Origin of the sequence: Thiohalobacter thiocyanaticus (genome assembly GCF_003932505.1) — a bacterium.
Classification (GTDB): Bacteria; Pseudomonadota; Gammaproteobacteria; order Thiohalobacterales; family Thiohalobacteraceae; genus Thiohalobacter; species Thiohalobacter thiocyanaticus.
Genome location: NZ_QZMU01000001.1, coordinates 42416 through 65208, shown reverse-complemented (window position 1 = coordinate 65208; position 22793 = coordinate 42416). Strand labels below are relative to the sequence as shown.

Sequence of the window (22793 nt, the reverse complement as noted above, 5' to 3'; positions counted from 1 at the left end):
TAATATACTTCACTATTTATCTGTAATATACTATTAATGAAAGAAATCTATCCCTGGAATCAAACCGCCTGGCAGCAGCTCCAGGCCCAGCGTCAGGCCGGCCGGCTGGCCCATGCCTACCTGTTTCAGGGCCCGTCCGGCATCGGCAAGCAGGACCTGGCCGACGCCTTCGCCGCCAGCCTGTTGTGCCAGCAGCCGGCCGCGGACGGGACCGCCTGCGGCCAGTGCGGCGCCTGCCAGCAGTTTGAAGCCGGCACCCATCCCGATGCGCTCAGTCTGGTGCCGGAGCCGGGCAAGACCCAGATCCGGATCGACCCGGTGCGTCAGCTCACCGCCCGGCTCGGACTCAAAAGTCATCAGGGCGGTTTCAAGGTGGCCCGTATCGAAGGGGCGCACCGGCTGAACACCGCCGCGGCCAACAGCCTGCTCAAGACCCTGGAGGAACCGACCGATAACACGGTACTGGTGCTGATCACGGACCAGCCCTCGCGGCTGCTGGCGACCATCCGCAGCCGCTGTCAGGGGCTGCGGCTTGTCCCGCCGCCGGCCGCGCTGGCCCGGGACTGGCTGGCGGCCCGGGTCGGGGAGGGCGATGCGGACCTGCTGCTGGCCCTGGCCGACGGTGCGCCGCTGACCGCACTGGCGCTGGCCGAGGGCGAGCATCTGACGCAGCGCCGGGCCTGGTTCGATCAGTGGCAGGCGCTGATCGACGGCCGCCAGGACGCGGTCGCGGTGGCCGCCGACTGGGCCGGCGAGGCGGGTACGGCACCGCTGGAATGGATGAGCCAGTGGCTGATGGATCTGATACGCCTGCAGCAGGGCGAGACGGCGATACGCAATCCCGACCTGCTTGAACCCATGCAGGATATGACCGAGGATATGGACCCGGTCACCCTGCACAATCTACTGGAGCAGGTCTGGCAGGCCCTGCGCCTGGCGGCGACCCCGGTCAACCGGCAGGCGCTGATCGAGGACCTGCTGATCGCCTGGACGGCAGCGGGCAGACCCCGCAGGAGACGCAAACGCGCATGAAACCCGGACGGCAAGGCATACTTTCACTGAGCATCAAGGACAAGGGCGCGCTGTACGCGGCCTACATGCCGTTCGTCAGGAACGGCGGCCTGTTCATCCCCACCAACAAGAGCTACCAGCTCGGCGACGAGGTCTTCATGCTGCTGACCCTGATGGACGAGGGCGAGAAGCTGCCGGTGGCCGGGCGCATCATCTGGATCACGCCCAAGGGCGCACAGGGCAGCCGCGCGACCGGCATCGGCGTGCAGTTCAGTGACCAGGACGGTGGCAGCGCCCGCAACAAGATCGAGACCTATCTCGCCGGCGCGCTCAAGGCCGAACGGCCGACCCATACCATGTAACCCTCTTCGGCGCGGGAATAACCCCGCACCGCATGGGTAAACATCCGGCGCCAAAAACCTTAGACTACACGGCCGTTGTCTGCAGCCGGATGTATTCATATACCATGCTGATCGACTCCCACTGTCATCTCGACCGTCTCGACCTGAGCCGCTACCCCGCTGGCCTGGGCCAGGCCCTGGACGCGGCCCGCGTCCATGGGGTCGGGCGCTTCCTGTGCATCTCCATCAGCCTCGAGGCCTATCCGGCCATGCGCGAACTGATCGAACCCGAGCCGGACGTGAGCGTCTCGGTCGGTGTGCATCCGACCGACGAGGTGCCGCAGGAGCCCACCGTCGAGGCCATCCTGGCCCATACCGACGACCCGCGCGTGGTCGCCATCGGCGAGACCGGGCTGGACTATTACTATGTGAAGGAGACGGACGCTCAGGAGATCCAGCGCACCCGCTTCGCTACCCACATCGAGGCCGCACGCGCCTGCGACAAGCCGCTGGTGGTTCATACCCGGGACGCCCGCGAGGACACCATCGCCCTGCTGCGGGAAGGCCATGCGGAAGAACCCGGCGGCATCCTGCACTGCTTTACCGAGACCTGGGAGATGGCCCGCGCCGCCCTGGACCTGGGCTTCTACATCTCCTTCTCCGGCATTGTCACCTTCCGCAACGCCGAGGCCCTGCGCGAGGTGGCGCGCAAGGTGCCGTCCGACCGCATCCTGATCGAGACCGACTCGCCCTATCTCGCTCCGGTGCCCAGGCGCGGCAAGCCCAACGAGCCGGCCTATGTCCGCTTCGTGGCCGAATCCCTGGCCGAGACCCGGGGTGAACCGGTGGAGGACCTGATCGCCGCCTCCACCGAGAACTTCTTCCGGCTGTTCCCCTCCACCCGGGAGGAATATCGGGTCTCGGCCTGAGTCCCGGGCTCCGGCGGTGCAGATCCTGTTAAAGATTATCCCGCCGTTTCCGCTAACGCCTTTACCGCCCGCGCATGAGCGCGGGCTCCTGCACGCACGGACGCCCTGAACGCAGAAAAATATCAAGGGGGCGGAAATGGACCGACGCAGTCACGACCGTACCGAAACCTGCATCGACGTGGAAATCCGGCACCTGCACGGCAACTGCCGCGGGCGTATCCGCGACCTAGGCCCGTGCAGCCTGTTCGTCGAGATCGCAGGCGGCAATTATCCCGCCACCGGCTCGCTGGTGCAGCTCAATTTCGGCATCGACACCGGCTGGTGCCGGATCTCGCGCCAGGCCACCGGCGAGGTGGCCCGCTGGGACGAGCAGGGGGTGGCGGTGCGCTTCGACACCGGCGACGGCATCAGCTGTGCGGTGATCGAGGAGATTCTCTACTACCAGCGGATGGAGCAGCGGCAGGATCGGCTGCTGACAGCGACCGACGCGGCCTGAAAGGACGTCTTTTCGGCAATTTACTCGTCATCCCCGCGAAAGCGGGGATCCAGAAACCACCGCGGCCAATGGATTCCCGCATTCGCGGGAATGACGGGAAAAGGGGATCCTCACCGGCGCTCGGTCCCCCGGCACAGCCGGGGGTTTTCCTCGGTGAAATAATCACACCGGCCGCGGCTTCCCGTTCTCGTCCAGGGCGACATAAACCAGGTTGGCCTCGGTGACCTTGAGCCGGGTGATGCCCGCGCGCGAATCCCGCTCCACGAATACCTCCACATGCACTGTGATGGAGGTGTTGCCCACCTTCACCACCTCGGCATAACAGCTGACCAGGTCGCCGACCAGCACCGGCTGGTGGAACTGCAGCGAGTCCACCGCCACCGTGGCCACCCGGCCGCCGGCGCGGCGGTAGGCCGCCACGCTGCCGGCCACGTCCACCTGCGCCATGATCCAGCCGCCGAAGATGTCGCCCGCGGCATTGGTGTCCTGCGGCGAGGCCACCACCCGGAGGGCGGGCTGGCGGCTATCGGTGTCCGTTTCCGCCATACTCAGTGCCCCGCGTACATGCGGCTGATATCCTCGACGGCATTCTCCACCACCCGGTCGCGGCGCAATTTCAGGGTCGGGGTGAGCAGCCCGGACTCGATGGTCCAGGGTTCCCAGTAGCAGGTGATTTCATAAATCCTGGCATAGCCCGGGAAGGCCTTGATCCGTTCATGCACCCGCGCCAGGGCCAGCGACCTGAACGGATCGCGGTTCAGCACGTCGGCGGCGTCCGGGTCCTGGTTCAGGCGCTTGAGTTCCAGCCGCGCCTGGTCCGGGTTGACCACGATCAGCGCGGCGAGGAAGGGATGTTCATCGCCCAGCACCAGCACCTGGTCGAACAGCGGATCCATGGCGATGGCCATTTCCATGTCCCCGGGCGGGACCTTCTCGCCGTTGGACAGCACGATGATCTCCTTGCAGCGCCCGGTGATCCAGACCCGGTTGTCTTCACCGACGCGCACCTTGTCGCCGGTGTGCAGCCAACCCTCGCTGTCGATCATGCGGGCGGTGGCTTGCGGATCGTCCCAGTAGCCGAGCATCACACCGGGACTGCGCACCAGCAGCTCGTCGCCCTCGCCCAGACGCACCTCCACATCCGGCAACGGCAGGCCGGCGCTGTCGGGCACATTGTCCTCCAGAGTGCTGGCGCACAGCACCGGGCTGGTCTCGGTCAGGCCGTAGCCCTGCAGCAGGTTCAGTCCCAGGCCGATGAACAGCCGCGAGATATCCGGGGGCAGGGCCGCGCCGCCGCTGATGGCCAGGCGCATGCGTCCGCCAAGTTTCTGCATCACCTTGCGCGCCACCAGCGCATCGAGCAGCGGCCACGCCAACAGGACGGGGGACCAGCCGGCCCGGCCCTGGCGGTGCTCGAAGCGGCGCCAGCCGACATCGACGGCCGTGTCGAACAGCGCGCGGGCGAGCGGCGACTTCTCCTCCAACTGGGCCTGGATCCTGTTGTAGACCCGCTCGAAGATGCGCGGCACCGAGATCAGCACCGTGGGACGGATCTCAAGCAGGTCATCGGCCAGTTCCGGGATGGAGCGGTTGTAGGCCACCGCCGCCCCGCACATCATGCTCAGGTAATAGCCCACCGTGCGCTCGAAGGTGTGTGACAGGGGCAGGAAGGACAGGAACAGGTCATCGGTATAGACCGCGGCCATGCGTTGCGAGGCATGGGCGTTCCACAGGATGTTGGCATGACTGAGCATCACGCCCTTGGGCCGGCCGGTGGTGCCCGAGGTATAGACGATGGTGGCCAGGCTGTCCGCAGGTACCGGCTTCACATGCAGGGCATCAGGGCCATCCGTGTCCGGCGCCGCACCGAGCCAGTCGTCGAGGCACTGCAGCCGGGGCTCGTGACCGGGATCGCTGCAGCGCCGCACGCTGACGATGCGCCGCAGAAAGCCCAGTTCGTCACGCACCGACCCGAGCAGATCCCAGTGCTCGTCGTCGCCGATCAACAGCAGCTTCACGCCGGCGTTCTGCAGGATATAGGCGATGTTCTCCGCCCGGTCCTGGGTATAGAGCGGCACCACCACCAGCCCCAGGCCGGAGGCGGCGATGTCCAGCTGCACCCACTCGGGTGAATTGCGCAGCATCAGGGCCACCCGGTCGCCCGGTTGCAGCTCCTCGCGCCGCAGCGCGGCCTGCCAGTGCGCGATACGCGCGGCCATGGCATTCCAGCTCAGGCTTTCCCAGGCGCCACTGTCAGGGTTGAAGGAACGGTAGGCCTCGGCATCGCCCGAGCGCCGGACCCGTTCGCGGAACAGGCCGGCCAGAGTGCCGGCCTCGTCCGGGGTGATGACATCGCGTCTGCCCATGTCGGTCTCAGTCAGTCTCGTGTCTTTGTTCCCACCAGGGGTCCGGTGCGAAGCGCTCGCCGTGGCGGGCCTCCAGATCGTGCAACTGTATCAGAATGTCCTCCACGCCCCGATCCCCGGCATAGTGCATGGGCCCGCCGCGGAAGGGGGCGAAGCCGGTGCCGAAGATCATGCCGGCATCCAGCAGGTCGCTGTCCTCCACCACGCCCTCGCGCAGACAGGCAGCAGCCTCGTTGAGCAGCCGCATGATCAGGCGCGCCTCGATATCCTGCGGCACGGTGCTGGCGGTGACCCGGGTCCTGATCGGTTTGCCCTTGTGATAGCGATAGAAACCGCGGCCGGACTTCCTGCCAAGATGGCCGTCCGCGACCAGCTGTTCCAGCCGTACCGGCACCGCCAGGCCGAAGGCCTCGCCCAGGATGCGTGCCACGTGCAGGCAGATGTCCAGCCCCACCGTATCGGCCAGGGTGATCGGCCCCATGGGCATGCCGAACTCCAGCGCCGCGGCATCGATACGCGCCGGCGGTACACCTTCCTCCACCAGCTCGACCGCCTCCAGCAGGTAGGGCATGAGGATGCGGTTGACCAGAAAGCCCGGCTTGCTCGCCACCGGCAGCGGCAGCCGGTCGATGCCGCGGGTGAAGGCGAGGGCGCGTTCGAACACCTCCGGCGCCGTCTGCCCGCCGCGCACCACCTCGACCAGCTGCATGCGCGCCACCGGGTTGAAGAAGTGCAGCCCCACCAGCCGCTCCGGTCGCGAGAGCGCCGTGGCCAGTTCCTCCAGCGGGATGCTGGAGGTGTTGGTGGCGAGCAGGGCATCGGGTCTCAACCGCGGCTCAATCGCCTGATAGAGCTGTTGCTTGGCTTCGCGGTCCTCGAAAATGGCCTCGATCACCACATCGGCATGCCCGACATGCTGCCCGCGATGGTCCGGGATCAGCCGGTCCAGGGCAGCGGTGACTTCGCGGTCGGTCTTCAGCCGCCGGCGGAACAGGCTGCCGGCGCGGCCGACGGCGGGCGCGATGCGTTCGGGGGACTGGTCCTGCAGGGTCACGCGCCAGCCCTGCAGGGCACACCAGGCGGCGATGTCGCCGCCCATCACGCCGGCGCCGATGACATGCACATGGGTGGGTTCAGGCTTATTCCCCTTCGCCAGCCCCTTGAGCCGTTCCTGCAGAAAGAACACCCGCACCAGGTTCTGCGCCGTTTCGCCCCGGATCAGGTCGGCGACCGATTCGGCCTCGGCGGCGAACATAGCCCGGCGGTCGTCGCCGTGTTTCACCCACAGGTCGAGCAGGGCATAGGGCGCCGGGTAGTGCTCGGGCCGGGCCTTCGCCGCGACCTTGCGGCGCATGACCGCGGCCAGCAATGGGCGCATCAATTTATGATTAGCCACGCGTTTCCACCAGGCCAGCCGGGGGAGGGTGCGACCTTCCTGCAGAACCGTCCGCGCGGCGGTCCCGGCATGGCGCTCGGGGACGGCATGCTGAACCAGCCCCAGCCGCCGCGCCTGGCGGGCCGAGACGCTGCGCCCGGTCAGCATCAGATCCAGCGCGGCCGGGGCGCCGATGGCGGCGATGGAGCGCACGCTGCCGCCGAAGCCGGGGTGAATGCCCAGCCGCACCTCGGGCAGACCGAGGCGGGTATTGGGCTGATCAACGGCGATGCGATAGCGGCAGGCCAGGGCCAGTTCCAGACCACCGCCCAGACAGAAGCCGTGGATCAGGGCCAGAGTGGGACAGGGCAGGGTCTCCAGCCGATCGCAGGCGGCCTGACCGCGGCGGATGAGTTCAAGGGCCTGATCACGGGATTCGAGCTGGGTGAAGGCGCGCACGTCGGCCCCGGCGATGAAGCCGTTGGGCTTGGCCGAGCGGATGACCAGCCCGGCGGGCGGCGACTGTTCGAGCCGGTCCAGGGCCTGATCGAATTCATCCAGCACCTGTTCGGTCAGCACATTGGTGCCGGCATCGGCCCGGTCCAGGGTCAGCCAGGCGATGCCGGCGGCGTCGGTCTCGAGGTTCCAGTCCCGCCAGCTCATGCCCCTGCCTCCGGGCGTTCGATCAGCAGAGCGCCGCCCTGGCCGCCGCCGATGCACAGCGACGCCAGGCCGCGACGGGCCTGTTCGCGTTCCAGCACCTGCAGCAGATGCAGTACGATGCGTGCGCCGCTGGCACCGACCGGATGGCCGAGGCTGACGCCGCCGCCATCCACATTCAGGCGTTCGCGCGGGATGGGATCGAAGGCCGACTCCAGGCCGAGTTCCTCCCGGCAGTAGTCCGCATCCTGCCAGGCCGCCAGGCAGGCCAGCACCTGGGCGGCGAAGGCCTCGTTGATCTCCCAGTAGTCGATGTCCGTTGTACCCAGTTCGTGGCGCTGCAGCAGCGGCGCCATGGCATGCACCGGCCCCAGACCCATCTGGCCCGGGTCCAGGCCGGCCCAGTGGCTGTCGACGATGCGGGCGCGCGGGGTTAGGCCATGGCGCTCGATCGCGGCCTCCGAAGCCAGGACCAGCCAGGCCGCACCGTCCGTGACCTGGGCGCTGTTGCCGGCGGTCACGCTGCCGAAGGGCCGGTCGAACACCGGCCGCAGTCCGGCCAGCTGCTCCAGACTGGTGTCGCGGCGCAGGCCGTCGTCCTCGCACCAGAAATGGCCGTCAGGCGCATACAGGGGTTCGACCTCGTCCATGCGGCCGGCGTCATAGGCCGCGCCGAGACGTTGGTGGCTGGCCAGGGCGTATTCATCCATGGCCTCGCGACTGATACCGAAGCGGTGCGCGAGCACCTCGGCCGTCTGCCCCATGGACAGACCCACCACCGGATCGGTCAGGCCGCGCAGCAGACCGATAACAGGTTTCAGGTAGCCGGGGCGCATCCGGGCCAGTTGTTTCGCCCGCTGGCCCGGGGAGCGTGCCCGCATCCAGCCGCCCAGCCAGGCCACCATGGCACTGCTCCACAGCACCGGTGCATGACTCATGGCCTCGATGCCGCCGGCCAGCACCAGTTCGGACCGGCCCAGGGCGATGTTGCGCAGCCCCGTGTCCAGTGCCTGCAGACCGGAGGCGCAGTTGCGCTGCACGGTGAAGGCCGGCACCCGCTCGCCGCAGCCCAGGCGCAGCGCGACCACCCGCGCAATGTTGGCCTCGTCCGGGCCGGGCATGACGCAGCCGGCAATGACCTCGTCGAAGGCAGCGGGCGCGAACGGCTGACGCAGCAGCAGGGCGCGGCCGGCATGCACGGCCAGGTCGGCCGCACTGAAGGGGCCGGGGGCATTGCGGGCCTTGAGAAAGGGTGTGCGCAGTCCGTCGACGATGTAAACCGGATTCATCCTGCCTCCGCCTGTGTGCGTGTGTGTCCGCCATACTCCCCACGGCCCAAGTCTGCCGGGTCGAAGGCATCGACCGCAATCACCTCGCGCCGGGCCGCGACGGCCTCGCGCACCCGTACGGCATCCGCCTCGGTGATCACACCGGCCCCTGCCGCTTCATCGACACGGGCCTCGGGGTCGTCGCTCGTCAGTGTGCCCGCACGCATGGCCTCGCGAATACGCCACAGCACCGGCTCGGCCCGCACGCCCTTGGCCAGCGCATCCTCCAGCCGACCGAGGGCATCGCCCGTGCCGTCCGGGATGAACAGTCCCCGGGTGAGTCGGTCGCGGGCCGGACCGGGCTGCAGCAGCAGCTCCACCACCCGGTCGCACAGGGCATCCGGGGGCGGCGCGAAACTGCGACCCAGCGGGAACACCCAGAACCGCAGCAGCCGGCCCAGCCAGCGGTTGGGAAAGTTGTCGCACAGGGCCAGCAGTGCCTCCTGGGCGCGGTGGGCGCATTCCTGCCAGACCCATTCAACCAACGGCCGGTCTTCGATCGGGCAGCCCTGATCGTGAAAGCGCTTGAGCGCAGCACTGCCCAGATAGAGATGGCTGAGCACATCGCCCAGCCGGGCCGACAGGCGTTCGCGGCGCTTGAGGCTGCCGCCCAGGCTGAACATGGCCACATCCGCACACAGGGCAAAGGCCGTGCTCAGGCGGGTGAACCGGCGGTAAGCGGCCACCGGCTCACCGCCGGGGCGAAACCCGACCGGGATCAGCCTGGCACCGGTCAGACCATACCAGAAGGTGCGCACGGCGTTGCCAAGGCCCCAGCGCAGGTGCGCGGTCAGGGCGCGATCGAAGGTCCGCAGACCGGACTCCGGGTCCGGGTCCTGTACCGCCTGCAGCTCGCGCAGCACATAGGGGTGACTGCGCAATGCGCCCTGACCGAAGATGATCATGCTGCGGGTGAGGATGTTGGCGCCTTCCACCGTGATGCTGATGGGCACAGCCTGGTAGACCCGGCCCAGATAGTTGCGCGGGCCCAGGCAGATGCCGCTGCCGCCCTGGATGTCCATGGCATGATTGACCGTCTCGCGCATGCGTTCGGTCAGGTGGTACTTGACGATGGCCGAGACCACCGAGGGCGTCTCGCCATTGTCCAGTGCGCTGCAGGTGAGCTCGCGCGCGGCGTCCATCAGGTAGGCATTGCCGCCGATGCGCGCCAGCGCCTCCCGCACACCCTCGAAGCGGCCGATGGGCAGCTTGAACTGCTTGCGCACGGCGGCGTAGGCACCGGTGGCGCGCGAACAGAGCTTGCCGGCACCGGTGGCCAGCGCCGGCAGGGAGATGGAGCGGCCATCGGCCAGACATTGCATCAGCATGCGCCAGCCCTGGCCCAGGCCGTCGCGGCCACCGATGACCTTGTCCAATGGGATGAAGACATCGCGGCCGCGGTTGGGACCGTTCTGGAAGGCGACATTGAGTGGATAGTGGCGCTGCCCGATCTCGATGCCGGGCATGTCGGTGGGGATGAGCGCCAGGGTGATGCCGACGTCCGGTTCGCTGCCCAGCAGGCCGTCGGGGTCGTGGAGATGAAAGGCCAGTCCCAGCAGGGTGGCGACCGGTCCCAGGGTGATGTAGCGCTTGTCCCAGTTCAGCCGGATCCCCAGCACCCGCTCGCCTTCGTACTCACCGAAACAGACGATTCCCGTATCCGGAATGGACGCGGCATCCGAACCGGCCTCGGGGCCGGTCAGGGCGAAGCAGGGCACTTCTTCGCCGCGGGCGAGACGCGGCAGGTGATAGTCCTTCTGTTCAGGGGTGCCATAGTGCAGCAGCAGCTTGGCCGGACCCAGCGAGTTGGGCACCATGACGGTCACCGCCGCGGTCAGGCTGCGGCTGGCGAGCTTCATCACCACCTCGGAGTGGGCCCGGGCGCTGAAATCCAGCCCGCCGTAGCGGCGGGGAATGATCATGCCGAAGAAGCCCTGCTGCTTGATGAAGTCCCAGACCTCGGGTGAAAGATCAGCGTCCTCATGGGTGATGCGCCAGTCGTCGAGACGTCGGCACAGATCCTCGACCGGGCCGTCGAGGAAGGCCTGCTCCTCATTGCTCAACTGCGAAGCGGGGTAACGGTGCAGGGCATTCCAGTCGGGCCGGCCGCTGAACAGTTCGCCGTCCCAGCCCACGGTACCGGCCTCCAGTGCCTCGCGCTCGGTCTGCGACAGCGGCGGCAGTATCCGCTTGAAGGTTCGAAACAGGGGTCGGATCAGGACGCGGCGGCGCCAGTCCGCCACCCCTGCCAACAGTACCAGCGCGGCCAGAAAGAGCAGCAGGATCCACAGGATTGTCTCCGGCATAACATCTCTCCCGTGCGCAGGAGTACAGACAGTCAGCCGCGATGATCGGCGGCGTCCAGGGAAACTTCGTCATCCGTCCTCACCTGTGGTGCGGATGACGTTGCGCCCGGATACTGTTTTGTCTCGTCAAGATCGAGCAGTCTGACCAGGCGGTCACGTCCGTCCTGGCAGATATATTCCTCTTCCCAGGGGAGATCACGGTACAGGGCCCGGTCCTTCAGCCCCGGATAGGGATACTTGATGATCTCGAAATAGGGCGAGTAGTCGAAGTCGCGCGGCGTGTAGAGACGCGCATTACGCTTGTACAACCGCAGCGCGCCATCCTCGCGTTTCTGCACTACCGGAAGGACGGGAAAGCGCACATGATCGAAGGCCGCGGCCAGCATGGAGGAACAGACCGTACGGGTGGGGATGCCGGCATTGTGCCCGAACAGCGAGGAGCGCCACTGCCGCGGCAGAATACCGTAGGGGAACAGGAAGCGCGCCAGGTCCAGCAGCTGGCGGATATCATAATCGCAGCCCAGATGATTGACGGCATAACGGATGACTTCCTGGGCATCGCTGCGTGACAGGTCCGTGGGCCGGCAGATCCGCAGGTGATCATGGCGATACTTGTGCAGGGGATTGACGATGGTGCCCTGGCCCAGCAGGGCCTCGATCACCAGCTGGTCGTTGGGATCGCCGTCGAACAGGTAGGAGACATGCTCGCGCACGTTGGGATCGTCGATATCGGCCAGGCGACCGATGTAGAGCGCGGAATGGGTCCAGGGACTCTGGGTGATGTTCTTGATGACATTGCTGACGCGGGCCCGGCCCTCGACCAGCAGCACGTCGGCGGGGCGGATCTCGTAGCTGAGGCGTTCGAAGTCACACAGCGGCGTCTGCTCGGCGGACGACTCGGTCGTCAGCCAGCGGGTGATTCGTGTGGCGATCCAGGCCTTGAGTCCTCGCGCCATGCGCTGCTCCCGCCGTGTGTCCTGCCTCTCTGGTTTGACTCCCCGGACTACTGAAGGTTGCCTTACTTCAAGTATAGCGGCCTGGCGCGCCGAAACTGAGCGCCCGGGAATTCAATACGTAATTATAGTGTTATGTCCATCACATTGCTCAGCCCGGGCTGCAAATCTGCTGCAGCTCCTTACAGCAACTCCAGGAAGCGCCTGATGACGCTCAAGGGCGTGTAGGCATGCGGTGAGACCCGGATACCACCGGCACGCTGGGCGCACTGCACCCCGGCCGCGCGCAGACGCTGGAACAGGTCGTCCACAGGCTCCTGCAGCGGCCGGAAGGTGACAATGCCGGCCAGGCGTTCCGGCTGGGTACGGGTGATCAGCTCATAATGATCGAAGCGCGTCCGCACCCCCTCGACAATCCGCTGCGAACGATGCAGCACCGCCTCGCCGATCCGGTCCATGCCGATCTCTTCCAGCAGCGACAGACTGGCCTCCAGGGCGTATGTCCCCAGCATGTTGGGACTGCCGCATTCGAACCGGCGGGCATCGGCGGCCACCTGCCAGTCAGGATTGTCGAAATTGCCCGGATCGGCCAGCATGTGCCAGCCGTATTCCAGCGGCTGCAGTTTCTGCAGCAGTTCCCGCCGGCAGTAGAACAGCGCCAGTCCCTCCGGCGCCAGCATCCATTTATGCCCATCGGCGACCACGAAGTCCGCCCGCGCCTCGCGCACATCAAAGGGCAGGGCGCCGATCTGCTGAATGGCATCGACGCAGAACAGCACCTCGGCATCCTCGCAGTGCCGCCCGATACGCCGCAGATCCAGCCGCAGGCCGGTGCCGTACTGCACTGCGCTGAGCGCCACCAGGCGGGTGCGATCATCGACCCGATCGATCACCGCCTGTTCCGGATCCTCAACCGAGACATCGGCATAACGGACCTCCACGCCACGCGGCCTGAGCGATTCCCAGACCACCCGGTTGGAGGGAAACTCCTGGTTGGTGATCACGACATTGTCGCCGGAGTGCCAGTCCAGTCCGGCGGCGACGAAGGACAGGCCTTCCGAGGTGTTCTTCAGCAGCGCTATCTCATCCACACCACGCGCCCCGATCAGCCGCTGCAGCCGTTCGCGCAGCCGCTGTTCGGTCTGCTGCCATTGCAGATAATGGCGCGAGCCCTCGTGCAGATTTTCCTCGGCGAAGGCCCTGACAGCAGCTGCGGTACGCCTTGGCCACGGCGAAACAGCCGCATGGTTCAGATAGATCAGGTCCGAGGCGAGTTCGAACTCGTGCTCCAGCGCTTCGATTTGCATGATTTTTTCCGGCAGTCTCAGCAGAAGTGATCAGCTTGCCATGGCGTTTATCGGCTGGCAAACAACCGCACCCGGATTGCCGTCCGCCGGGGAGAGCAGCAGGGTGTGATATAGTCTGCATACGGCTCGTCATGCACAGTTTTGTTCGCCGGGAGCTGTAATACCAGCACCGCGGTAGAGGTGCAGGCGGGCCGGCTCATCACCATTATCACTGGCACAACTCAATGAAGCTTCTTGTTGTCGAGGACAACCCCGATCTGGTGGCGAATCTGACCGAGTTCCTGGAAGGGGGCGGCCATACGGTGGACATCGCCTACAACGGTTATACCGCCCTCGGCTTCGCCCTGGACAATGACTACGATGCCATCGTGCTCGACCTCATGCTGCCGGGGATCGACGGGCTGGAAGTCTGCAACAATCTCCGCGCCGCCAATCGGCGGACCCCCATTATCATGCTCACCGCCCGCGACAGCCTGGAGGACAAACTTGACGGCTTTGCCAGCGGGGCGGACGATTACCTGATCAAGCCGTTCTCGATGCTCGAGCTGCAGGCGCGGCTGCAGGCCCTGCTGCGACGCAATCCTCATGGCGAAGCGCGCGGCGAGCGCCTCGAGGTGGCTGATCTGACGCTCGATACGGCGAGCTGGCAGGTGACCCGGGCCGGCCGCACGCTCGAACTGCCGCCCATTCCACTCAAACTCTTGCATCTACTGATGGAACGCTCGCCGAACGTGGTCAGCCGCCGGGAGATGGAGCGCAGCATCTGGGGAGACTCGCCGCCGGACAGTGACGCGCTGCGCAGCCATCTCCACCAGCTGCGTACAATCATCGACCGGCCGTTTTCGCGACCGCTGCTGCATACCGTGCGCGGCTTCGGCTACCGGCTCGCGACCGAGTGATGATATACAGGCTCGGTCTACGTCTGCGCGTGATGGTCGGCTTCGCCCTGATCGGCGGCAGCGTCAGCCTCGCGCTCGGCAGTTGGGTCTACATCACGGTCCGGGATCTGGATCGTCGCCTGATCGACGAGGCGCTGACAGCAGAGATCGATGATTACCGTGCCCGACTCGAACGCAATCCCGATTCACTGCCACCCATGACCGCCACGGTCCGCGGCTATCTGGTCCGCGAGGACCGCACCGATAACCGGCCGTCGGAACTCCGCGGGCTGCCCGCAGGGCGCTCGGAGGTGAGCGTGGACGGGATTCCCTACTATGCCGCGGTGGTGCGGGAAGGGGAGATGCAGCTGATCATGCTGCACAACCGCAGTCAGGTGGAGCAGCGAGAACGCCAACTGTTGATAGTGCTGATCAGCGGCATCCTCGTCACCAGTCTGCTCGCCGCCGCCGGGGGCTGGTGGCTTGCCGGCCGGGTGATCGCCCCGGTACGGGAACTGGCCAGACGCGTGCGGGAACGCTCTCCGGACGACCTGCATTCCCCCTTCGCCGAGGGTCTGGCACACGACGAGGTCGCCGAACTGGCACATGCCTTCGAGCGCTATCTGGAGCGCCTGCGCGCCTTTGTTGAACGGGAACGGGCCTTTTCCGCCGACGCCAGCCATGAACTGCGCACGCCGCTGGCCGTGATCCAGGGCGCGGTCGAGATCCTGCAGGGGCGACCTGGACTCGACGACCGGGCCCGGCAGCAGCTGGAGCGGATCGCACGCACGGTGCACGGTATGAGCGATCTGACCTCAACGCTGCTGATGCTGGAGAGGGAAAAGCGCAACCACTCCGAGTGCCAGGTCGGGGAAGTGGTGCAGGAAGTCATCAAACAGCATCGCTATCTGCTGGCGCCGAAGCCGGTGACGCTGTCGGTGGATATCCGCCAGCCGTTCACGCTCGATGTCGAACGCCCCCTGCTCACCATTGCCATCGGCAATCTGCTGCGCAATGCCTTCTCCTATACCGAGTCCGGCAATGTCACCATCACCCTCGAGGGCGGAGTGCTCAGTGTCGCCGATACCGGCCCGGGCCTGCCGCCGCAGGACCTGGACTGCCTGTTCGAACACAGTGAGCGTTCACGACGCGCCACCCGCGGTGCCGGCATCGGCCTGCCGTTGGTCAAACGTATTGCCGACCGCGAGGGATGGTCGGTATCGGTTCAGAACCGCCCCGAGGGCGGGGCCCTGTTCCAGTTGATCCTCAAACCATCCGGAACGACCGCGACTGCACCGAATCCTGCTACCGCCTGATGAAAGCCGCAGGGCAGGGGAGCGGCCCGGACCGTCGCCTCACTGCATTTTCACCTATTCTTCACCCTGGCTTTACATTCCCTTGAACCCCTCCCTGTTAACGTACTCCCCGCATTGACCCGACCCGTGCCGGCTATGGTACGGCACCGGTGTTCGTCGCTTTCCATGTATCCCAACCCAGGGGAACTGTATGTCCATGCCTGGATTACTGCTCGGTGTGGCCGTTTGCGCGGCCCTTTGCGGAGGTGCTGCCTGCCGCAGCGCCCGGACACAGCACAAGGCGCGGCGCGAGTCTGCCGGCAGGACGGTGCCGGGCTGGGGCGCCGATGGTGGCGCGCTGCCGCACGCCGTGAGGACATCCGTCGCCGATGACGGGGGCGTCCCCGTGGCCGACGGCGGGGCCTTTCCGTTGCACCGGCACGGTCGTGGGCTGCAGTCTCGAAAATTCACACAGGAGCGTTCATGAACAGCGTCCCCGCCCGGACAGAGGCGCTACAGCAGCCATCCGCCGCCGGCAGCGCCCGAGCCTGCCCGCTGTGGCTGATCCGTCTGTTTCCCTTCCTCCGCTGGTGGCATCGGGTCAATCCCCAGACCCTGCGCGCCGATCTCATCGCCGGCCTGACCGGTGCGATTGTCGTGCTGCCGCAGGGCGTGGCGTTTGCCTCCATCGCCGGCATGCCGCCGGAATACGGTCTTTATGCCGGCATAGTGCCTGCCATCGTGGCGGCCCTGTGGGGCTCGTCCTGGCACCTGGTCTCGGGACCGACCACCGCCGCCTCCATCGTGGTGTTCTCCAGCCTGAGCGTATTCGCCGAACCGGCGACCGCCGAGTATGTCAGCCTGGCCCTGACACTGACCCTGATGGTCGGCGCGCTGCAGATCACCATGGGGGTTGCGCGTCTGGGTACGCTGATCAATTACATCTCCCACTCGGTCGTGGTCGGCTTCACCGCCGGCGCGGCATTGCTGATCGCCTCCAATCAGATCAAGCACTTTTTCGGCATCGACATGCCGCGGGGGCTGCATCTGCACGAGACACTCAACTATCTGGCGCTGCATTTGCAGGAGATCGATCCCTATGTGGTCGGGGTAGGGGCGGTGACGCTGCTGAGCGGACTGGTGGTCAAGCAGCGCTGGCCACGAATCCCCTATATGATCGCTGCCATGGTCATCGGCAGTCTCGCCGGCGTGGCCTTTTCCCGCTGGGGCAGTACCGCACCCGGACAGATCGCGACTGTCGGGGCGCTGCCCTCCGGCCTGCCGCCCCTGTCGGCTCCCCGATTCGATCTTGAGACCATCAAGGACCTGGCGCCGGCGGCACTGGCGGTGACACTGTTCGCGCTCACCGAGGCGGTGTCCATTGCACGTTCGCTGGCCGCCCGGGCCCATCAGCGCCTCGACGGTAATCAGGAGTTCATCGGCCAGGGACTGTCCAACATCGCCGGCAGTTTCTTCTCCGGCTACGTGGCGACCGGCTCCTTCAATCGCAGCGGACTGAACTTCCAGGCCGGCGCGAAAACACCGCTTGCCGCTGTCTTTGCCGGCACCCTGCTGGCGGGCGTTATCGTGCTGGTGGCTCCCCTGGCCGCCTATCTGCCGAACGCGGCCATGGCCGCCATCCTGTTCCTGGTGGCCTGGGGACTGATTGATTTCCATCATATCCGCCAGATCATCAGGACCAGCCGCCAGGAAACGGCCGTGTTGGCCGTGACCTTCTTTTCGACCCTGTTTCTGGAACTGGAATTCGCCATCCTCACCGGTGTGCTGTTGTCGCTCGCGCTCTATATCAACCGCACCTCGCGTCCGCGGCTGCTCCCACGGGTACCCAATCCGATGACGCCCAAGCGGAATTTCGTGACCGACAGTTCACTGCCGGAGTGTCCTCAGCTCAAGCTTGCCCGCCTGGATGGTTCGCTGTTCTTCGGCGCCGTGAATCATGTCGCAGAATCCCTGGCGCGCATCACGGACGAGACGCCGCAGCAGCGGCATGTCGCCATCTCCGCCACCGGGATCAACTTCATCGACCTCGCCGGCGCGGAGTTGCTGGCGCAGGAGGCCAGGCAGCGACGTGCAGCCGGTGGGGGACTGTATCTGATCCGTCTGAAACCGGAGGTGCGTTCAGTTCTCGAACGTGGGGGCTATCTCGATGAGATCGGCAGAGAGAACATCTTCCCCGGCAAGACCGCGACCATCAGCACGGTGGTCGACAAGCTCGATCCCGATATCTGCCGCAACTGCAGCAGGCGGATCTTCCGCGAATGCTCGGCGCGTCCCGGTGCCGATGACTCCAACCAGGGATAAATAATCGATGAAACAGCAATCCGTAATTACCTTCGTGGATCTCGACCGCAAGGCTGAAACAACCGTGCGTCGGGCTGCCAATCTGGCCCGACTCTGCCAGGCCCCTTTGCTGGTCGTCCATGTCGTGGACGAGTCCGAAGTCGAGGCCGGCTATTCCCCCTTCATCAGCCCGAGCCAGGCCAGCCGGGAAACGGCCCGTACAACAGGCGCCTGGCTACGCGGACTGTTGCAGCATGCTGGGGCAGGGCAGGCCGAGATCATCGTGGTCGAGGGTCGACTGCAGCCAGAGATCATTCGCCTGGCGGAGGAGCGTCATGCGGCCTACGTGGTCACCGGGCAGTCCCGCTGGGGCATACTGGGTAAACTTACCGGACTCGAACAGCGCCTGCAGTCCGTCAACCCGCACTGCCAGCTGTTCGCTGCAGGCACGGCACCGACGGGTATCCGCATGCCGACAATCGACATGCCGCTGCGGGGCGGGGCTTGATGCACTCCGACATTTCGACGGCGGTTCCATTTGAAGGCACCGTATGAAGCCGATAGCCTTCGTGTTCACCGGCGCGGCAATCATGTCCCCGGCACCGGTACTGGCGGCCACGGGTTCGGCCGTGCCTGATCTCACCACCCATCCCATCGGCTATGCCGCCATCGCCATCTTTGTGCTCGCCTACCTGCTGGTGATGGCGGAAGAGTTTACCGGTCTGCGCAAGTCCAAGCCGGTGATCCTGGCCGCCGGCGTGATCTGGGCGATGATCGCCTGGATCTATGCCGCGGACGGCATGACGCATCAGGTCGAGCAGGCGGTTCGGCACAATCTGCTCGAGTATGCCGAACTGATGCTGTTCCTGCTGGTGGCGATGACCTACGTCAACGCCATGCAGGAACGGCAGGTGTTCGATGCACTGCGTTCCTGGCTGCTCGGCAGAGGCCTTGGCCTGCGCAAACTGTTCTGGCTCACCGGCTGGCTGGCCTTCCTGATATCGCCGCTGGCGGACAATCTGACCACGGCGCTGCTGATGTGCGCCGTGGTGATGGCAGTCGGCGGCGACAACCCGCGCTTCATCTCGCTTGCCTGTATCAACATCGTGGTGGCCGCGAATGCCGGCGGCGCCTTCAGTCCCTTTGGCGATATCACCACCCTGATGGTCTGGCAGAAGGGCATTGTCGAATTCAATACCTTCTTCGCCCTGTTCGTGCCGGCGCTGGTAAACTTCATCGTCCCGGCCAGCCTGATGCACTTTGCGGTACCGAATGACCCACCCCGTATCGTCGATGACGGCGCCACCATGAAACGCGGGGCCAGGCGCATCATCGTCCTGTTCCTGCTGACCATCGTGACAGCCGTAAGCTTTCACAACCTGCTTGATATTCCGCCCGTGATCGGCATGCTGACGGGCCTGGCCTATCTGCAGTTCATGGGCTTCTATCTCCAGAAGACCGCACACCGGGACTACCCAGGCAGGGTCGACAATGAGGATCATGAAGGCCAGATGGGAGAGGTGGTGGCGTTCGATGTGTTCGAGAAGGTCGCCCGGGCCGAATGGGATACGTTGCTGTTCTTCTATGGCGTTGTGCTGTGTGTGGGCGGCCTGGGATTCCTCGGCTATCTCGCGCTGGCCTCGGAGGTCATGTACCTGCAGTGGGGTGCCACCGAGGCCAATATCGCCGTGGGCCTGCTGTCGGCGGTCGTGGACAACATCCCGGTCATGCTGGCAGTGCTGACCATGCAGCCCGACATGCCGACCGGCCAGTGGCTGCTGGTGACATTGACGGCCGGCGTCGGCGGCAGCCTGCTTTCAGTGGGCTCCGCAGCCGGCGTTGCGCTGATGGGACAGGCGCGTGGCTATTACACCTTCTTCAGCCACCTCAGATGGACCCCGGCAATCGCCCTCGGGTACGCTGCCAGCGTCGCCACGCACAGCTGGATCAACGCCGGCTATTACTGATAGCAGCAGGCCCACACGTAGCCATAGGACGATGCCACCCGGCACGGCCTCAGCATCGGACCACATACAGGCGCAGGGCGGCCAGCTCCTCGAACTTGAGATCGTGTTTGCTCGGATCCCGGATGGCCTCACCCCTTCCATTACTTCGCATAATGTATATTATGTTAAATCATGGAAATGCCTGAGATAAAGAATACCGGTCTCTGGCACCAGGCCCCCTATCGAGGGGTCGATAGGACGATACTCTGCTCAAGCGTGTCAGAAATAACTAGTCCATCCCTTGTTACGGGGACCTCGTCTGAGGAATCTCCTGGACGAAAATCCGCGTCAGTATCGATGGGGGTTTGCGTGCCCACCTTGAGCAGGAGCGCATCTCCTTGGATTTTTCCCGGTCGGGAATCTGTACAACCATTGCCGGCTGGCCAGGATGCATATGTGCGCCAGCAGACAGACGCTGATGAGCACCTTCCCATACTCTTGGACCATCGACCCAGGACTGATGTCCCGGCGAGGCAAAGGCCGGATCTGGCAGGTTCAAGACCAGGTACGCAGAACTGGACAAATACGAGTTATGGGACTAAATAACATGATAACAGGATATCGGTTTACGTACGGCGCGACTGCGGCAACACTTCTGCTTGTCCTGAGTGGGTGTGCCGGCATGTCGGACAGGGATAAGAACACAGCCATTGGTGCAGGGGTCGGTGCCGTGGGTGGCGCCGTAATTACCGGCGGCAGTGCTGTCGGGACCGTCGGCGGTGCCGCGGTTGGCGGCGTTATCGGCCATGAAATCGATGATTGAAGGTGTTTGCGTGAAAAGGGAAATGAGTACGAAGCTCGTATTCGAGCCATAAAGGAGAGATGGTGTGCTTGAGACTATTGTAATCATACTTGTCGTTCTCTGGCTGCTTGGCCTGGTTACCTCCTACACCATGGGGGGGTTGATTCACATTCTGTTGGTGATCGCGGTAGTGGTGCTTTTGGTGCGCGTCATTCAAGGAAGACGTCTATAGCGATTCGAAATGCATCCTCAGGATCATTACCGAACCGATTCAGTCACACGATTCATGGATAATTTAGGAGTACGAAATGTTTCCTGTACGCAGCAATATAACCTCTGTTCTGTTCGCACTGGCCGTAGTCGCTTCGGCGGGTTTTGCGAGCCAGGCGGCTGCGGCAACCGCCGAGGATCTGCACAAGGATTCCGAACAGGCGCTGAAAACGCTCTACCAGACCAGCGATGTCGCTGAGACACTCTCGAAAAAGGCCAAAGCCGTGCTTGTGTTCCCGAATATCGTGAAGGCGGGTCTCGTGTTCGGCGGCAGCTATGGCGAAGGCGTTATGATGAAAGGTGGCGAGATCGTAGACTACTATAATTCCGTCACCGGGACCTGGGGTCTGCAGATCGGAGCCCAATCCTACGCATATGCCGTATTTCTCATGACGGATGATGCCGTGCGCTATGTCGAAGAAACAAAAGGCTGGGAGCTGGGAGTGGGGCCAACCGTCGTTGTGGTTGACGAAGGGGTTGCGAAGAACCTTTCGACCAGCTCGTTGAAGGATGATGCCTATGCCTTCATCTTCAGTCAGCAGGGATTGATGGCTGGAGTGGCCATCGAGGGTACCAAGATATCTCGCATTGAGCGTTAAGCGAGGCCGATGACAGCGTCCCCTATCAGGGCGGCGCTGCCCCCATCCCTTGTACTGTTCAACCCGTCTGGCAGGCCAGGAAGCCATGTAATGCTGGTAACCATTGCGATTGTTCTATTGGCCCTGTGGGTGCTGGCGTTCTTTACAGCCAATACCATGGGCGGGCTTATTCATATTCTCCTGCTGTTTGCGGTCCTGGTGCTGCTGTTTCGTGTCTTCAGGGGTGACCGGGTATGAAGGCACCCGAGCAGCGAGGCTTCAGGGATTATCGGGCCACCTCCCCCAGCAGCCGGTCATAGATTTTCAGGTCTGGAGACTGGAACAGTACGCAGCGGATCCGCTTGACTGATTCCAGTCGGGGGATTTCGGCAACGAAGGTCGCCATCGCAATCCGGGTCGCCGACTCCAGCGGGAAACCGAACGCACCGGTGGATATGGCTGGAAAGGCGATTGCCCCGAGCCCGTTCTGCTCGGCAAGCCGCAAGGCGTTGCGGTAGCAGTCGGCCAGCAGTTTATCGGAGGGCTCATCCACACCGTAGACCGGCCCCAGGCAGTGGATGACATGCCGGTTGGGCAGATTGTGAGCGCCGGTGATCACGGCCTGGCCCGGCCGGATGGGCGCCAGCGGTCGGCACTCTTCGTCCAGCCCCGGCCCGGCGGCGTGGTGGATGGCGCCGGCCACGCCTCCGCCGGGGTGCAGCTCGGCGTTGGCGGCATTGACGATGGCGTCCATGTCCGGCTGGTTGGCGATGTCGCCCTGAATACACTCGATGCTGACGCCGTTGATGGTGCGTTGGGTCATGCTGGTCTCCTTTTGCCACCCCCTCCTCTGTCCTTTCATGCCCTATGGGTATCCCCATCAAGGGAGGGAGGAAGCAGGTGCTCGCATGAGTGCTGCGTATTCCTCCGGCGCGATGAGCTGGCGGATGTCGACGAAGCTGCCGCTGTCGAATTCCCTGAGCTTTCCAACCACGCCCAGCACCCGCTCGGCGGCCTCGCGGGGCCCGGGCATGGTTTGCGTACCGCGTGCTTCGCGGATGCGGCCCAGGGCGGGAAATTCCTCCGGGTCGGGTTCGACACAGAGATAGTCCATCATGGCGGTGTCGATCAGGCCCGGCGCGATGGCCGAGATATGGGTATTCGGAAACTCATGGGAATACAGCCGCAGCACCATGTTCAGCGCGGCCTTGGAGATCGCATAGCCGTTCCAGCCCTTGTTGCCCAGGACGGCCGCGCCCGAGGAAATGCCCACGATCTGGTCGATCGCAATACCCGCGTCCAGCAGCCAGTCCAGGATCACCTTGTTGGCCCAGACGTTGATGTCCATGCTGCGGCGCAATTCCTCAAGGGAGGTATCGTGCATGGGCCTGATCTCGCCGAGGATACCGGCGTTGAGGATGACCAGGTCCAGGCGTTCGACACCCGTGAGCAACTGATCGAGAGCCACCGGAACATTCCCGAAATCCCCGAGATCACACTGGACATCGTGAACGCCGTCCAGGCCGCAGCCGCGTCGGCTGCAACCGTAGACCTCCCAGCCCCGGCCCAGGGCCGCCTCACTGAAACCGCGGCCGAGACCGCTGCTGTTGCCGGTGATAAATAGCTTCAAGTTTTCATCCTCCGACCCTTA

Annotated in this window: 22 protein-coding genes; 13 read left to right on the top strand and 9 right to left on the bottom strand. The window is 64.8% G+C overall.

Translation table 11 applies throughout. The features are described from left to right. Nucleotides 1-36 precede the first annotated feature (36 nt). From D6C00_RS00325 to D6C00_RS00310, 4 genes are all read left to right on the top strand, one after another. The gene (locus tag D6C00_RS00325) at nucleotides 37-1032 is read left to right on the top strand and encodes a DNA polymerase III subunit delta' (RefSeq protein WP_125179794.1); all 996 of its coding nucleotides are present in this window, start codon (nucleotides 37-39) and stop codon (nucleotides 1030-1032) included. Then, on the top strand, nucleotides 1029-1373 hold the full coding sequence (locus D6C00_RS00320; RefSeq protein WP_125179793.1) for a PilZ domain-containing protein: 345 nt from the start codon (nucleotides 1029-1031) through the stop codon (nucleotides 1371-1373). The genes D6C00_RS00325 and D6C00_RS00320 overlap by 4 nt, the downstream gene beginning before the upstream one ends. 104 nt (nucleotides 1374-1477) lie before the next feature. Then, on the top strand, nucleotides 1478-2281 hold the full coding sequence (locus D6C00_RS00315) for a TatD family hydrolase (protein WP_125179792.1): 804 nt from the start codon (nucleotides 1478-1480) through the stop codon (nucleotides 2279-2281). A gap of 136 nt (nucleotides 2282-2417) precedes the next feature. Next, the gene (locus D6C00_RS00310) at nucleotides 2418-2777 is read left to right on the top strand and encodes a PilZ domain-containing protein (RefSeq protein ID WP_125179791.1); all 360 of its coding nucleotides are present in this window, start codon (nucleotides 2418-2420) and stop codon (nucleotides 2775-2777) included. Nucleotides 2778-2939: 162 nt separating this feature from the next. Here the strand turns inward: D6C00_RS00310 and D6C00_RS00305 are convergent, their stop codons facing one another. The 7 genes from D6C00_RS00305 to D6C00_RS00275 all read right to left on the bottom strand — a co-directional run bounded on the left by D6C00_RS00305 (nucleotide 2940) and on the right by D6C00_RS00275 (nucleotide 13072). Then, on the bottom strand, nucleotides 2940-3323 hold the full coding sequence (locus D6C00_RS00305; RefSeq protein WP_125179790.1) for an acyl-CoA thioesterase: 384 nt from the start codon (nucleotides 3321-3323) through the stop codon (nucleotides 2940-2942). 2 nt (nucleotides 3324-3325) lie between these two features. Further along, nucleotides 3326-5143 (bottom strand): AMP-dependent synthetase/ligase, encoded by a 1818-nt coding sequence (locus tag D6C00_RS00300; protein WP_125179789.1) that lies wholly within the window; start codon nucleotides 5141-5143, stop codon nucleotides 3326-3328. A 7-nt stretch (nucleotides 5144-5150) separates the two neighbouring features. Next, nucleotides 5151-7181 carry a 3-hydroxyacyl-CoA dehydrogenase NAD-binding domain-containing protein gene (locus D6C00_RS00295; RefSeq protein ID WP_125179788.1) on the bottom strand — a complete coding sequence of 677 codons (2031 nt, stop codon included), beginning with the start codon at nucleotides 7179-7181 and terminating at the stop codon, nucleotides 5151-5153. After that, nucleotides 7178-8467, bottom strand: a complete 1290-nt coding sequence (locus D6C00_RS00290) for an acetyl-CoA C-acetyltransferase (RefSeq protein WP_125179787.1) — start codon at nucleotides 8465-8467, stop codon at nucleotides 7178-7180. Before D6C00_RS00290 ends, D6C00_RS00295 begins: the two co-directional genes overlap by 4 nt. Continuing rightward, a complete protein-coding gene (locus D6C00_RS00285) occupies nucleotides 8464-10812 on the bottom strand; it encodes an acyl-CoA dehydrogenase (RefSeq protein WP_125179786.1) in 2349 nt (782 codons plus the stop codon). Before D6C00_RS00285 ends, D6C00_RS00290 begins: the two co-directional genes overlap by 4 nt. Nucleotides 10813-10844: 32 nt before the next feature. Next, on the bottom strand, nucleotides 10845-11768 hold the full coding sequence (locus D6C00_RS00280) for a YiiX/YebB-like N1pC/P60 family cysteine hydrolase (RefSeq protein WP_125179785.1): 924 nt from the start codon (nucleotides 11766-11768) through the stop codon (nucleotides 10845-10847). 179 nt (nucleotides 11769-11947) lie between these two features. Further along, complete coding sequence (locus tag D6C00_RS00275) at nucleotides 11948-13072, bottom strand: aminotransferase class V-fold PLP-dependent enzyme (protein ID WP_125179784.1); 1125 nt, start codon at nucleotides 13070-13072, stop codon at nucleotides 11948-11950. 224 nt (nucleotides 13073-13296) lie between these two features. On the opposite strand from D6C00_RS00275, the gene D6C00_RS00270 reads away from it, so the two are divergent. The 9 genes from D6C00_RS00270 (at nucleotide 13297) to D6C00_RS00230 (ending at nucleotide 21400) form a co-directional block, all read left to right on the top strand. Then, nucleotides 13297-13971, top strand: a complete 675-nt coding sequence (locus tag D6C00_RS00270; RefSeq protein ID WP_125179783.1) for a response regulator transcription factor — start codon at nucleotides 13297-13299, stop codon at nucleotides 13969-13971. Then, entirely contained in the window at nucleotides 13971-15266 is a 1296-nt protein-coding gene (locus tag D6C00_RS00265) for a sensor histidine kinase (RefSeq protein ID WP_125179782.1), read from the top strand. Before D6C00_RS00270 ends, D6C00_RS00265 begins: the two co-directional genes overlap by 1 nt. Before the next feature lie 462 nt (nucleotides 15267-15728). After that, a complete protein-coding gene (locus D6C00_RS00260; protein WP_125179781.1) occupies nucleotides 15729-17567 on the top strand; it encodes a SulP family inorganic anion transporter in 1839 nt (612 codons plus the stop codon). A gap of 7 nt (nucleotides 17568-17574) precedes the next feature. Then, complete coding sequence (locus tag D6C00_RS00255) at nucleotides 17575-18054, top strand: universal stress protein (RefSeq protein WP_125179780.1); 480 nt, start codon at nucleotides 17575-17577, stop codon at nucleotides 18052-18054. A gap of 43 nt (nucleotides 18055-18097) precedes the next feature. Then, nucleotides 18098-19513, top strand: a complete 1416-nt coding sequence (nhaD, locus tag D6C00_RS00250) for a sodium:proton antiporter NhaD (RefSeq protein WP_177433188.1) — start codon at nucleotides 18098-18100, stop codon at nucleotides 19511-19513. A gap of 586 nt (nucleotides 19514-20099) precedes the next feature. Next, the gene (locus D6C00_RS00245; protein WP_125182297.1) at nucleotides 20100-20315 is read left to right on the top strand and encodes a glycine zipper 2TM domain-containing protein; all 216 of its coding nucleotides are present in this window, start codon (nucleotides 20100-20102) and stop codon (nucleotides 20313-20315) included. Nucleotides 20316-20379: 64 nt separating this feature from the next. Beyond that, nucleotides 20380-20526: a lmo0937 family membrane protein gene (locus D6C00_RS00240; protein ID WP_125179779.1), complete on the top strand. Its 147-nt coding sequence runs from the start codon at nucleotides 20380-20382 to the stop codon at nucleotides 20524-20526. 76 nt (nucleotides 20527-20602) lie between these two features. Further along, entirely contained in the window at nucleotides 20603-21163 is a 561-nt protein-coding gene (locus tag D6C00_RS00235) for a lipid-binding SYLF domain-containing protein (protein WP_125179778.1), read from the top strand. Nucleotides 21164-21253: 90 nt separating this feature from the next. Further along, nucleotides 21254-21400: a lmo0937 family membrane protein gene (locus D6C00_RS00230; RefSeq protein WP_125179777.1), complete on the top strand. Its 147-nt coding sequence runs from the start codon at nucleotides 21254-21256 to the stop codon at nucleotides 21398-21400. Nucleotides 21401-21428: 28 nt separating this feature from the next. Here D6C00_RS00230 and D6C00_RS00225 read toward each other — a convergent pair whose 3' ends face one another. Together D6C00_RS00225 and D6C00_RS00220 are read right to left on the bottom strand one after the other, a co-directional pair. Further along, complete coding sequence (locus tag D6C00_RS00225) at nucleotides 21429-21965, bottom strand: macro domain-containing protein (RefSeq protein WP_125179776.1); 537 nt, start codon at nucleotides 21963-21965, stop codon at nucleotides 21429-21431. 57 nt (nucleotides 21966-22022) lie between these two features. Next, on the bottom strand, nucleotides 22023-22772 hold the full coding sequence (locus tag D6C00_RS00220) for an SDR family NAD(P)-dependent oxidoreductase (RefSeq protein ID WP_125179775.1): 750 nt from the start codon (nucleotides 22770-22772) through the stop codon (nucleotides 22023-22025). Nucleotides 22773-22793: the final 21 nt, after the last annotated feature.